Origin of the sequence: Paralcaligenes sp. KSB-10 (assembly GCF_021266465.1) — a bacterium.
Taxonomy (GTDB): Bacteria; Pseudomonadota; Gammaproteobacteria; order Burkholderiales; family Burkholderiaceae_B.
The window spans coordinates 3786307-3799360 of sequence record NZ_CP089848.1 but is presented as its reverse complement, the minus strand read 5'-3'; the positions used below and the strand labels follow the sequence as shown (position 1 = coordinate 3799360).

The following is a 13054-nucleotide window of genomic DNA, read 5'->3' as shown; positions in this document are numbered from 1 at the left end:
TCCGTCAACAGACACGGCATTAGCGCATTTTTTGTTTAAGTGTTTGTTTATGGTATTCGGTGGATGGGTATTTAAAGACGCCATCTATCGGGGCTTGGGGTCAGGCCCGGCACGGCGTGCTTGATCCGGATCTACCTCGTCCAGGCGGGCGTCGGGCCAAACTCGCTACGCCGCTGGCGCGGCTACGCTCAAACATGGCCCGCCGAAAGCCCCCGCCTTCCCTACGGTAGCATCCGGCGCACGCCTTACGCCGGTCCTGACCCCAAGCCCCGATAGACGGCTCGCGTAATGGCATGCCTGGAATTGCATCACGGGATGCTCGGAATTTACCCGCTTGCACCTACCGTTAATGGGCCCGCACCCATAGAACCGTTAACGTGCCTGCACTCATGCCTCTATCACGTGGCCGTATCTACTTCGATTGACTTCTTGATGGATTGACGACTCGATTGGCTAAACGCGGCTTCCCCAACATATACCTCTATGCATTACCTCAACGCAAGCCGCAGGGTGGGCGGTGCTGTGCAGTCCGGCGGTAGTCCAGCGCCGGGTGCTGACGAAGGGAAGGCGGGGGCTTTCGGCGGGCGCTGTCTGAGCCCGGCCTCGCGAGGCCGGGCGAGTTCGCCCGACGCCCGCCTGGACGAGGCAGACCCGGGCAGTCGGGGTGCGTAGCACCACGACCGCTGGACGTGCCGGACTGCACAGCACCGCCCACCCTGCGGCGTCTTTATAGAACTACGTCCGCCTATACAAACAACACAGTCCAAAGCCATCGCATAAGCCTAAAAATAGCTCAAACAAAAATCACTGAAACCCGTTCAACGCCGTAAACGCTCAAACCAAAAATGCGCCAACCCGCCAGCACTTACGATGTGTCGCCAGCCGGTTTGACCGTGGGCTCCTCCGCCGGAGGATGCATCTCGGGCAAAGGCTCGTATTGGCGCTCTCCAGACTGGAATTCCTGCCACACCGCCAATGCCCGCAAGCGCTGCTTGGCGACCGATTCGATCTTTTCACGCAAAATCGCATCGCGCGCCAACAGCGCATCGAAGTCCCGCCCCATCAGCATCAACAGACGACTGTAGCCCAGCGATTGCACATTCAAGACGAATTCATTGCCTGAAATCAACGCGATTTCACCGAAAAACTCGCCCGTACCCAATTCGATGGTAGTGCGGTCGGGCAACTCGACCGATACAGCACCCGAAGCCACGAAATACATAGCGCGCATGCGCCCCATCTGCACACTGACCGGCTGATCGGGCACCGCCAGCCGCGGCTTGAGCAGCTTGCTGATCGCCTTGAGCGATTCGGGCGAAATTCCCTCGAACAAAGGCACCCGTTTGATCAGGTCGCTGGCGCTCATGGCAATGTCCAGAGCAGGCCGCTTGTCGATGTGTTCCCAGCGACTGCCGATTTGCCGGACCAGATCGGCGTAGACTTCGCCGCTGATCAGGAACTCCGACAGCATGTCGCGGTAGCGCAGCTTCTCGAGGGCGCGCGCCATGCGTCCCAGATACGATTCCTGCAGCCACATGGCAAATGAGGGATATTGCAGATTGAGCGCCTGAATCGCACTTTCAAGCAGCGCGAGGCGATGCCTGTGCGCCTCAACAATGGCCTTGGTGGCTTCCTCGCCGAGCAGGGGCTGGATTTCTGTCTGGGCAAACAGGATAAGACGTTGCGCCACCGAGCGCTTGCTCATGAGATTCATGAAACGATAGGCCAGCTCAAGCGCCAGCCAGCCCTGGAATCCAAAAATATAGTGCATGCGCAGAGACCAGCGAAACCCGGTCGAATAACGCAGATCGGCCGCTATGGCCGCCTCGAAACCGGCCAGGCCCCCGTCCCGCACCGCATCGCTCATACGCTCGGCCCGCGACATCAGGGATTCCGCCATGCGCCAATCGACGATCTGCGCCTTGAGCACGTCGAAAAACATTTCCTCTTCGCGTGCGGCGACAATGGCCAGGCCTACCGCCACCTTTTCGTCATGCGACATCTGGCGTACCTGCGCATCGTTCACACTGGCCAGGCTCGCGTCGAACACGGCGCGTATGCGGGCCTGCACTTCTGTGCCTATGTGTTCCTTCTGGGCAATCTCGTCGGTTTTGTGTTGCAAGTCTTCAAGCGCCACCACCAATGCCTGGTTGCGTATTGTGCGCTCGATGGGCGACAGCTGGTCCAGATGCAAGCGCCGGATCAGGGGCCGCAGGCTGACGCCGTTGATGAACAGGGTCATCAACACGAACCCGGTGGTGGCCACGGCAATGAACTGCCGGGCATCGTGCGGCACATTGTGCTGCTCGGTAACCGCCAGTGCCAACGCGAGAGATACGGCGCCGCGCAGCCCTCCCCAACACATGACGATGCGGTAGGAACGGCTGACCTTGGTGCCGAAACGGGTCAGGCCCAGCACCGGCAGGACGCCAAACACCATGACCGCCCGCGACGCCAGCGTGGCCACGAACAGCAACAGCACCAGCAGCACCTGCACCCAGCTGACCTCGGCCATCATCCGTGGAATCAGCATGGCCGCAAACACGAAAATCAGCGAATTGGCCCAAAAACCGAACTGCGACCAGGCGCTTTCGAGTTGTTCGAAGGTCGTCGGCGACATGCGCGTGCGGCCCGTAGACCCGACCACCAGGCCGGCAATCACTGTCGCCACCACGCCGGACACACCGAAATAATGTTCTGAAATGAAGAAGGTCAGGTAGGCGAAGGCAATGGTCAGGGTGATTTCGGCGGTAGGCCAACCACGCAACCACATGATCAGCCAACATGCGAGACGCCCCATTAGAAAGCCGATTACCCCGCCGCCGAGGAAGCTGAACAGAAAGCTCCAGAACACGGTGCCGACCGAGATATCGCCGCCGGTATATAGCGTGGTCAACAATACGGAGTACAGCGCAATCGATGCGGCGTCGTTAAACAGCGACTCACCTTCGACCAAGGTCGTCAGGCGCTTGGGCGCGCCCACTTCGCGAAAGACTCCCACCACGGCAATCGGGTCGGTGGTGGCGACGATGGCTCCCAGCATCAGGCAAACGATCAGGCCGTAATTGGATACGGCATTGACGGAAAATCCAACCACCACGGTGCACACGACCACGGCCCCAACAGCCATCATCAGGATCAGGCCGATGTCGTCGAGCAAGCGACGTACATTTAGCGCCAGCGATGTTTCAAACAGCAAAATCGGCAAGAACACAAACAGAAACGTATCGGACGATACCTCGAAATGCTGCAGCGAATCGAGGAAATCCGACATGATGACAGGAGCCCAGCTGTGCACATGAATAATGATGCCCAGCACGAATCCGACAATGGCCAGCAGTACTGAATAAGGCAGCCGCAAGCGGCCGGCCAGCGGTGGCATGAAACATACCAGAGCCAGCAGGCCTGCCAATCCGAATACCCAAAATCCTACCTGCATCTGCAATCCCTCAAACCCTGTGCTTCCGGAGCATCAGGAAGCATTCAGGGACGATTTATATGTGGTGCCATCATTCGGGCGACGCCTCCAAGGCGCGGAAAGTCGATCAAGCGCCATACGTCCGAAGTAGGATAGCGTTTTTTTTATAATTTCGATAATTGGACTGCGCTGGGCTGGGAGGCAAGGCCGCCCACCGGACTGCTCAGCTAGGCTTGGGCTATTGGGCTATTGGGCTATTGGGCTATTGGGCTATTGGGCTGTGTGGGCGCGGTGGTAGTTCTATAAAGACGCCGCAGGGTGGGCGGTGCTGTGTAGTCCGGCACGTCCAGCGGTCGGCTAGCTGCGCTAGCCGACTACCCGGGTCTGCCTCGTCCAGGCGGGCGTCGGGCGAACTCGCGTCGCCCCGCGGCGCGGGGCGACACTCAGACAGCGCCCGCCGAAGGCCCCCGCCTTCCCTTCGTCAGCACCCGGCGCTGGACTACCGCCGGACTACACAGCACCGCCCACCCTGCGGCTCGCGTTGAGGCATGCACCGAGAGAAACGGTGAGGTCATGCATCGAGGTATACCTTGGGCCGGCAAGTTCATTCCAGGCATGCCATTACGTGAGCCGTCTATCGGGGCTGGGGGCCAGGGCCGGCGTAAGGCGTGCGCCGGATTTAGCTCGGCAAGGCGGGGGTAGTCGGCGGGCGCTGTCTGAGCGTCGTCCCGCAGCGCGGGGCGACGCGAGTTCGCCCGACGCCCGCCTTGACGTGCTAAATCCGGATGAAGCACGCCGTGCCGGGCCTGGCCCCCAGCCCCGATAGACGGCGTCTTTAAATACCAAAGCGACCAAAACATCGAACGCCGTAAACACTCGAGTGCCCTAAACAACTCAAACCAAACGTGAAAAGCAAATTTGCCGACCCCACTGGATAAACGAGTCATACAGCCCGAAGAACCCCTATGGAAGAAATATGGAAACACCTATCTGCCCCATAGATCTCTATATCGGGATTGATGCATATCTCTGTTTTTAGCGCCGGCTGTCATTGGGCAATACTGTTTTCAATGCCTGCGCGCGGCGCGCATAAAAAACGGGACTCGTGGAGAGTCCCGCAAACATCCGTTTCAAAAGGGAGGGGAAAGAGGAGAAGCCGAAACGGACGACAAGAACATGAACCCGGCAGCAGGTGCCAAGTTCGCTGTCTATGGAAGATTAGTCAGGCTCTTCGGCAATAAGTTCTCGGTTTCTCCCGCCACCTTGTATCAAAATGTGTCATATCACAGCCCAAGCCGTGGCACATCGCAGACAAACGGCGCCACGGCAAGTAAAAGGAACTCAAGCCGTCAGGGCCACACGCATTTTTTTAAAAGCGGCGGCTTCGATTTGCCGCACGCGCTCGGCCGACACACCGAACTCGGCAGCCAGTTCATGCAGCGTCGCACCGCCTTCGTCCTGCAACCAGCGCGCTTCGACGATACGGCGCGAGCGGGCATCCAGGCCATCGAGTGCGCCGGTCAGGCCCGCGCCATGCAGGGTATCGTGTGCGCGGCGCTCAAGTACCCGCGAAGGTTCTTGCTGCCCGTCATCCGACAGATAGGCAATGGGTGCGTACGCATCTTCGTCGTCGCTTTGGCCATCGAGCGCCATTTCACGGCCCGAAAGCCGGACTTCCATCTCGCTGACGTCTTCGGGGCGAACGTTGAGTTCACGGGCAATGGCGCTGACCTGTTCAGTATCGAGCGTTTGTCCGTCGGGACGCATCTTGCGCAAATTGAAAAACAGCTTGCGCTGAGCCTTGGTGGTTGCCACCTTGACCAGACGCCAGTTGCGCACGATATATTCGTGGATTTCAGCCTTGATCCAGTGCACGGCAAACGACACCAGGCGCACCCCGCGATCGGGGTCGAAGCGCTTGACGGCCTTCATGAGGCCCACATTGCCTTCCTGGATAAGATCGGCATGCGCCAGGCCATAGCCCAGATACTGGCGCGACACGGACACGACCAGCCGCAAATGCGAAATAATCAGTTGACGGGCGGCATCGAGGTCGGAGTCGTCACGCAAACGCTGACCCAAAGCCACTTCCTGCTCTTGAGTGAGCAAGGGCAGGCGATTGACGGCGCTGATATAGGCTTCGATCGTGCCTAAAGCACCTGGGTTGGAAATAGCCATGGCCAAAGTGGAGTTGGACAAGGCCAAAGATTGCGAGTTTTGTGTCATCAGGCAGCAGACCCTTCAAGAAATAAGGAATAAGCAGGTTTCTATATTAGCACTCTGGTAGCGAGAGTGCTAATTTTAAGATCCGCCCTGGGGCCAAAAGTTCCTTTTCCCGGCTGCCGAATGCGCGCTACCCCAGCTTCAAGCCTGTGGCCTTGATGATTTTGCCCCATTTACCCACTTCAGCCTGGATAAACCGGCGAAACTCGCTGGGAGAGTCGCCCACCAGATTGACACCCACCGCCCTGAAACGGGAAATGACGGCCGGATCGGCCAGCACCCGGCGAACGGCCGCATTCAGTGTGTCCACCGTTTGGGCCGGCGTGCCTGCCGGCGCCACCAGGCCGAACCAGGCCTCGGACTCGAAGCCTGGAACTATTTCGGCAATGGCCGGGATATTCTTCATTTCGGGTATGCGGTGGCTGGATGCGACGCCCAGCGCGCGCATGGTACCCGCCTTGACTTGGGGCAAAGTGGTGGGCGAGTTGTCGAACATGACCTGGATCTGTCCACCGATCAGGTCCGCCGCGGCAGGCGCGCTGCCGCGATAGGGAATATGCTGCAGATCGATTCCGGCATCCAGCTTCAGCAGTTCCATGGTCAGGTGGCTGGTCGTGCCGCTACCCTGAGATCCGTACGAAAGCTGGCCCGGATGCGCCTTGGCATAGGCGATCAGCCCGGCCAGAGTGGTAAACGGCGCTTTCGGATTGCTGACCAACATGATCGGCACCGAAGCCACCAGCGACACCGGCGCGAAATCCTTGATGGGATCATAGCCCGGATTGGCATATAACTGCTGATTGATGCTGAGCGGCCCCGCACTCGATAGCAACAGCGTGTAGCCATCGGGTTTTGCGCGGGCCACTTCCGCCGCGCCGATATTTCCGCCCGCGCCCTGGCGGTTCTTGACTATGACCGATTGCTTCAATTGCAAAGCCAGTTTTTCCGCCAGCACACGAGCCACAAGATCCGTAGTGCCTCCGGGCGGAAACGGCACGACAATGCTGATCGGCTCGCTGGGATAAGCGGCGGCCTGCGAGGGTGCCGCGGGTATGGCCAGCAAGGCGGCGGCAAAAGCGAACGCCTGGAATATCTGTTTCTTCATATTAGTCTCCGTTATTTTCTGCGATGCCCTCTTTCCGGCGGCACGTGTTGCGGCAATCAGGGTCAAAAACTGTATAGCCGGGCGGGGTTGTCGACCAGCACCTTCTGTCGGGCGGCGGCATCCGGCACCCACAAGGGGATCAGGTCGACCAGATCGCCATCGTTGGGCATGGAAACCGGGCAAATGGGATGCGGCCAATTGCTGCCCCAAATGATCCGGTCGGGCCACATTTGCACGACCCGGTGAATCATCGGCAGCATGTCGGCATGCGGATAGGCTTGGGACGACAATCGATACAGGCTGGCCAGCTTGACCCAGGCATGCCCGGTGTCGAGCAGGCGGGCCAAGGTGCCGAACGCCGGGCTATCCAGCCCCTCATCTCCGCGAATGCGCGCCAGATGATCCAGCACATAGTCGACATGCTGCGCCTGTATGCGGGGAGCCAGTTCAATCAGTTCGTTCGCATGCTTGAAATGCAGTACCAGGTGCCAGCCCATCTCCTTTGCCTCGGCCGACAGCGCTTCCAACTGATCGAAACCGACGCCGCCGCCCACCACCGTCGACATGCGATAGCCCCGGATGCCAAGATCATGCATGCGGTGGCGCTGGGCGTGCGAACTGCCGGGAGGCAGGACGACGATCCCGCGCGCCCTGGCCCCCATGCGCTCAAGGGCGTTCAGGGTGACCTCGTTGTCAGTGCCGTGCGCACCGCCATGAACGATAACGGCGCGATCAATGCCCAGCGTGGCCAGGAGTCGTTCGTAATCTTCCACGGTACAGTCTTCCGGCGTATAGCTGCGCTGCGGCGAAAACGGGTAGCGCGCTTGAGGGCCGAAAACATGGGCATGGCAGTCGCATGCGTCGGGCGGCATTTGGAAACGCGGGGATTTGGTGTGACGATCGGGAGCGGGACAGTCCTGCATGAGCAATACCCTCTGAGTTGAAGAAGATAAAAACCGGCACTGCACGTGCGCGGCTACGCACCGCCCGGCTTTTGCGCTTCGCGTTCAGCGATCCGCGCCAGCAGATCGGCGCCGCGATTGGCCGCGGAAACACCCCGGAACAAGTACGCCAGGCTCACGACCGCTTGCATTTCTTCCCAGCTGGCGCCGGCACGCCGCGCCGCAATACCGTGAATGGTGGCCGCATCGCTCAGATCGACGACCAGCATGCCGAAGACCATCAACTGCACCGTCTTGGGGTCGAAGCACGCAGGATTCATGGCGTGGGAGCGAATCTGTTCCTGCAGGTCGAGCAAGACGGGATCCAGCGCACCCGTTACATGCAATCTGGCCTCCACACGCGGAGGCAGAAAGCCCAGCAAATCCCGGTATGTATCGGCCGCATGCTGCACGGCGGAGGCGCCGCCCTGCGGCTCACCCATGGATTTGCGGACAATTTCCGTATCGATTCCGGCTATGGACATACATGGTTCCTTGAGGTCTTGAATTGGTGCGCCGCTACTTCCACGTCGCTGCGAAAACGCGGTGCATGGCTTGCGACAGGCCTCAATGTTTGACTATAAAATTGCCTATGTCAATAAAAATATCGATTATTTATTTTTAATCGATTATTTATAATGCAGCTAAAATAGCCATGGAACATAATGGCGTCCGTATGAAAAATTCTTCAGACCCCCAGGCACCGGAAGCCGGAGCGTCGCTTACGGCGGCACTTGCGATTCAGATCCGCGCCGAGATCCTGCAAGGCTCGTACCCGCCCGGCACCAAGCTGCGGCTGGACGATCTGCGCCACCACTATGCGGTCAGTCTCAGTCCGCTGCGCGAAGCGCTGACTCGGCTGACCGCGGAGGGCCTGGTGCAGATCGCGGATCATCGCGGCTACCGCGTCGCCCCCGTATCGGCGGAAAACCTGCGTGAAGTCACCACCCTGCGCACGCAAATGGAAGTCATGGCCATGAACGAATCGATCCTGCACGGCGATGCAGCCTGGGAGGATGCCTTGACGGCGGCGTATTACCGCCTGGCCCGCCTGGAAGAAAAAGGGGAGCGATCCGACGAATGGGAAAAAACGCATCGCGTTTTCCACTTGACTCTGTTTTCGGCCTGCGGCATGCCTTTGCTGCTGCGCTTTTGCGGCACACTGCACGATCTGAGCGACCGCTACCGGCGGCTGTTTCTGACGCGGCATGCCCCCGACGAGAACGTTCCTGCCGAACACAAAGCCATTTTCGAGGCGGCCATGGCTCGCGACAAGGAACTCGCCGCACAGATTCTGACGCAGCATCTGCAGCGCACGGGGCGCAATGTCATGGCGATACTCGAGGAAAACGGCGAGGCCTGAAGGACGATCGTTCAATCGGGCCAGACGATTAAACTACACCCTTTCGAAAATACCTGCCGCCCCCATGCCTGTGCCTACGCACATGGTCAACATGCCGTAATCGAATTTGCGGCGGCGTATGCCATGTATGACGGTGGCGGCGCGGATGGCGCCGGTTGCACCCAAGGGATGCCCCAGGGCAATCGCCCCCCCCATTGGATTCACGATCTCGGGATTCAAGCCCAGATCGCGTATTACCGCCAGAGACTGCGCCGCGAAGGCTTCGTTCAGTTCGATCCAGCCCATCTGATCCAGCTTTAATCCGGCGTGTTTCAAGACCCGGGGGATGGCTTCCTTGGGACCGATACCCATGATCTCGGGGGGCACCCCGCGCACCGCAAACGACACAAAGCGCGCCAAAGGAGTCAGCCCATGGGTCTTGAGCGCGCGCTCGGACACCACCAGCAGCGCACCCGCGCCATCGGAAATCTGCGAACTATTGCCAGCGGTCACACTGCCGCGCGCCGCAAACACCGGCCGCAACTTTGCCAGGGCATCCAGGCTGGTGTCGGCGCGTGCGCCCTCGTCCAGGCTTACCATTTTGTGGATCTCGGCCACCTTGCCCGTGTGCAAATCGGGCACCCGGTTGATCACATCGAGCGGCAGCATTTCATCGGCAAATTCGCCGGCCTGCTGCGCGGCAATCGCCCGCTGATGCGAACGCAGCGCAAACGCATCCTGATCCTCGCGCGATACCTTCCAGCGCACTGCGACCTGCTCGGCCGTCAGGCCCATGCCATACGCAATGCCCAGGTTCTCGTCGCGCGCAAAAATAGCTGGACTGAACGACGTGCTGACGCCCATGGTCGGCACCTGGCTCATGGATTCGGTGCCGCCCGCGATGAGCACATCGGCTTCGCCCACGCGAATGCGGTCGGCGGCCATGGCGATGGCGGTAAGCCCGGACGCGCAGAACCGGTTCACGGTCACGCCCCCGACCGAGCTGGGCAGCCCCGACAGCAAGGCGCCTATGCGAGCGACATTCAGGCCCTGAGGGCCCTCGGGAATCGCACAGCCCACGATCGCATCTTCAATCGCGGCCGGGTCCAGGCTGGGCGCCTGCGCCAGCACACCCTGGATCACCCGCGCCAGCAGATCGTCGGGACGCTGGTGCGACAACACGCCGCGCGGCGCCTTGCCAATAGGCGTGCGAGTCGCCGCGACGATATAGGCTTGCTGCAAAGTGCTCATACCAAACTCCTTGACCTCGTGTGCATGGAACAAGCCGGGTACCTGCTCGTCCTGTTATTTCCCGCATGAAGGGTGGCCACAAGGGCCACTCCTACGGCTGATCCATCAATTGCGTACCGGCTTGCCGGTTTTCAATATGCCGGCAATACGTTCCTGGGTTTTGGCCTGGGTCAGCAAACCCAGGAAGGCTTCGCGTTCAAGCGCCAGCATCCAGGCCTCGTCGACCAGCGAGCCGGGGTCGACATCGCCTCCGCACATCACATGCGCCACTTTCTCAGCCACGACAAAATCGTAGTCGGAGATATAGCCTCCCACCTTCATGTTCAGCAATTGCGCCTTCAGCGTGGCCGTGCCGTCGCGTCCGGCCACCGGAAAAGTGCGTGGTATCGGGGCGCGCCAGCCGGACTCGGCCATGGCCTGCGCTTCGCGCACCGCCACATACAGCAGCTCGTAGCGGTTCATGACGACCGTATCGGACGCCTGCAAATAGCCGATCTGCCGCGCATCGAGCGCCGACCTGGACACCTGGGCGCTGGCCACCGCCAGGGCGAATTTTTTTAGGAAAGCCAGCAAGGGCGCATCCGGCGCGCCTTCAGCCTGCAACTCGGCCGCGCGGCGCGCGCAGTACGTCAGGCCGCCCGCGCCGGGCACCAGGCCTATGCCGGCCTCGACCAGGCCAATATACGTTTCAAAATGCGCGACCCGCCTGGCGCAATGCACCGAAAGCTCGCAGCCCCCGCCCAGCGCCATGCCCGCCAAAGCGGCCACCACCGGCACCTGGGCGTAGCGCAAGCGCAGGACCATGTCCTGCATCTCGCGTTCAATGGGTTCCACCGCCGCCGCACCGCCCGCGGCAAAAACCGGCAGCATGGCCTTGAGGTCGGCGCCCGCCGAAAACGGCTCGCTCAACTGGCCTATCACCAAGGCCTTGAATGAGGCCTCGGCCAGGTCGACCGCCCGCGCAATGCCGCGCACCACATCCGGACCGAGCGTGTGCATCTTGGACTTGAACGACAGGATCAACACCTCTTGCGGATGCGGCGCCGGCAGCGTCCAGCACTTGACGGCCTCGTTTTCGAAAACAACGGTGTCGTTCAGGGAATCGGGCTCGCCCACCAGGCGCGGCGCGGCGATCTGGCGGCCATACACGGGCAAGTCGCTGCGCGGCTGGAATTTCTGCGTACGCGGATTCCAGGAGCCCTCGGCAGTCTGCACGCCTTGCGCATCCCACACCGGGCCGCGGGTGACCCAGCCGGGCAGCGGCGCGCTGGACAGGGCTTTGCCCGCCTTGATATCTTCGGCTATCCAGCCGGCCACTTCGCACCAGCCCGCCGACTGCCAGATCTCGAACGGACCCTGGGCATGGCCGAAGCCCCAGGCCATGGCTTGATCGACCTGGCGCGCCGTATCGGCAATATCGGCCAGATGCACGGCACTGTAATGGAAGCCGTCGCGCAGCACCGCCCAGACGAACTGCGCCTGCGGGTGGTCCGATTCGCGCAAGGCCTTCAGGCGCTTGGCCGGATCGCGCTCGGCCAATATAGCGGCCACGCCCTCGTCGATCGTGGAATCGGCGGGAACATACTCCCCCTTGGCTGGGTCGAGCCGCAATATGGCCTTGCCTTCCTTGCGATAAAAACCCGCTCCGGTCTTTTGCCCCAGGGCGCCTTTTTCAATCAATGCCGCCACCACCGGCGGCACGCCGAAATGCGCATGAAACGGATCGTCGGGCAGTTGGTCTTGCATGGTGCGCACCACGTGCGCCAGGGTGTCCAGGCCCACTACATCGGCCGTGCGGAAGGTACCCGACTTGGCGCGCCCCAGGCGCTTGCCTGTCAGCTCATCGACCAGATCGTAGGGCAGGCCGAATTTTTCAGCCTGAGCAAACACCGACAAAATCCCGAATACGCCGATGCGATTACCCACGAAATTGGGCGTATCTTTGGCGCGCACCACGCCCTTGCCCAGTTGCGACACCAGAAAGGTTTCCAGATCGTCGAGCAGCGCCGGTTCGGTATCGGCGGTGGGAATCAGTTCGACCAGAGGCATATAGCGCGGAGGATTGAAGAAATGCACTCCACAGAAGCGGTGTCGCAACTGCTCGGGCAAGGCTTGCGACAAGGCGGTGATCGACAGGCCCGAGGTGTTGCTGGCGATAATCGCCTGCGGCTTGATCGCCGGCGCCAGTTGATGATAAAGATCGCGCTTCCAGTCCAGGCGTTCGGCAATGGCCTCGATGATCAGGTCGCAATCGGCCAGCAGGTTCAGGTCGTCCGCATAGTTGGCGGGTGTGATCAGCTCGGCCAGTTGCGGCGTGCCCAACGGCGCGGGATTCAGCTTTTTAAGCTGGGCAATCGCCCGCTTGGCAATGCCGCTTTTATCGCCCTCTTTGGACGGCAAATCGAACAACACCACCGGCACGCCCGCATTGACGCAGTGCGCCGCAATCTGGGCCCCCATCACGCCCGCACCACATACCGCCACTTTGCGAAGATGGAAAGACGCGCCCGGCCGGGCCGCGGCATCGGAAGAAGCGGTCTTGCCGCCTGCGGTGTGGGAAGAGATGAAGGAAATCGCGGACGCTGTTGCCGAAGCCACGGCCTCGCGAGCCGATTGATGTGTAGGCATGGATAACCCCGTAAAGCGCCGGAACCAGGAATATCAGGCTCCGATCAAAGAGAGTGAATCACTGCCTTAGTGTAGTACGCGCCGCAGTTGAAAAGAAATACGCTTTGCCGGGCGGCCGCGAGTGCCGCCCTACGGGCGCGGAGCGC

General features: G+C 60.7%; 8 protein-coding genes. 1 reads left to right on the top strand and 7 read right to left on the bottom strand.

Annotated elements, in window-relative coordinates:
- Nucleotides 1-865 precede the first annotated feature (865 nt).
- The 5 genes from LSG25_RS17365 to LSG25_RS17345 all read right to left on the bottom strand — a co-directional run bounded on the left by LSG25_RS17365 (nucleotide 866) and on the right by LSG25_RS17345 (nucleotide 8172).
- Nucleotides 866-3439 (bottom strand): cation:proton antiporter, encoded by a 2574-nt coding sequence (locus tag LSG25_RS17365; RefSeq protein WP_232742138.1) that lies wholly within the window; start codon nucleotides 3437-3439, stop codon nucleotides 866-868.
- A 1320-nt stretch (nucleotides 3440-4759) separates the two neighbouring features.
- Nucleotides 4760-5644, bottom strand: a complete 885-nt coding sequence (rpoH, locus tag LSG25_RS17360; protein ID WP_232742137.1) for an RNA polymerase sigma factor RpoH — start codon at nucleotides 5642-5644, stop codon at nucleotides 4760-4762.
- Between the two features lie 127 nt (nucleotides 5645-5771).
- Nucleotides 5772-6746, bottom strand: a complete 975-nt coding sequence (locus LSG25_RS17355; RefSeq protein WP_232742136.1) for a tripartite tricarboxylate transporter substrate binding protein — start codon at nucleotides 6744-6746, stop codon at nucleotides 5772-5774.
- Nucleotides 6747-6808: 62 nt separating this feature from the next.
- Entirely contained in the window at nucleotides 6809-7669 is an 861-nt protein-coding gene (locus LSG25_RS17350) for an amidohydrolase (protein WP_232742135.1), read from the bottom strand.
- A gap of 53 nt (nucleotides 7670-7722) precedes the next feature.
- On the bottom strand, nucleotides 7723-8172 hold the full coding sequence (locus tag LSG25_RS17345; protein ID WP_232742134.1) for a carboxymuconolactone decarboxylase family protein: 450 nt from the start codon (nucleotides 8170-8172) through the stop codon (nucleotides 7723-7725).
- Between the two features lie 191 nt (nucleotides 8173-8363).
- Between LSG25_RS17345 and LSG25_RS17340 the strand changes: the two genes are divergently transcribed.
- Nucleotides 8364-9050: a GntR family transcriptional regulator gene (locus tag LSG25_RS17340; protein WP_232742133.1), complete on the top strand. Its 687-nt coding sequence runs from the start codon at nucleotides 8364-8366 to the stop codon at nucleotides 9048-9050.
- A 33-nt stretch (nucleotides 9051-9083) separates the two neighbouring features.
- Here LSG25_RS17340 and LSG25_RS17335 read toward each other — a convergent pair whose 3' ends face one another.
- Complete coding sequence (locus LSG25_RS17335; protein WP_232742132.1) at nucleotides 9084-10280, bottom strand: acetyl-CoA C-acyltransferase; 1197 nt, start codon at nucleotides 10278-10280, stop codon at nucleotides 9084-9086.
- Nucleotides 10281-10385: 105 nt separating this feature from the next.
- Nucleotides 10386-12908 carry a 3-hydroxyacyl-CoA dehydrogenase/enoyl-CoA hydratase family protein gene (locus LSG25_RS17330; RefSeq protein ID WP_255696600.1) on the bottom strand — a complete coding sequence of 841 codons (2523 nt, stop codon included), beginning with the start codon at nucleotides 12906-12908 and terminating at the stop codon, nucleotides 10386-10388.
- Nucleotides 12909-13054: the final 146 nt, after the last annotated feature.

Excerpts from the sequence above, each read along its gene's own strand:
- LSG25_RS17365 (WP_232742138.1), bottom strand. The coding sequence starts at position 3,439 with ATGCAGGTAGGATTTTGGGTATTCGGATTGGCAGGCCTGCTGGCTCTG.
- rpoH (WP_232742137.1), bottom strand. The coding sequence starts at position 5,644 with ATGACACAAAACTCGCAATCTTTGGCCTTGTCCAACTCCACTTTGGCC.
- LSG25_RS17355 (WP_232742136.1), bottom strand. The coding sequence starts at position 6,746 with ATGAAGAAACAGATATTCCAGGCGTTCGCTTTTGCCGCCGCCTTGCTG.
- LSG25_RS17350 (WP_232742135.1), bottom strand. The coding sequence starts at position 7,669 with ATGCAGGACTGTCCCGCTCCCGATCGTCACACCAAATCCCCGCGTTTC.
- LSG25_RS17345 (WP_232742134.1), bottom strand. The coding sequence starts at position 8,172 with ATGTCCATAGCCGGAATCGATACGGAAATTGTCCGCAAATCCATGGGT.
- LSG25_RS17340 (WP_232742133.1), top strand. The coding sequence starts at position 8,364 with ATGAAAAATTCTTCAGACCCCCAGGCACCGGAAGCCGGAGCGTCGCTT.
- LSG25_RS17335 (WP_232742132.1), bottom strand. The coding sequence starts at position 10,280 with ATGAGCACTTTGCAGCAAGCCTATATCGTCGCGGCGACTCGCACGCCT.
- LSG25_RS17330 (WP_255696600.1), bottom strand. The coding sequence starts at position 12,908 with ATGCCTACACATCAATCGGCTCGCGAGGCCGTGGCTTCGGCAACAGCG.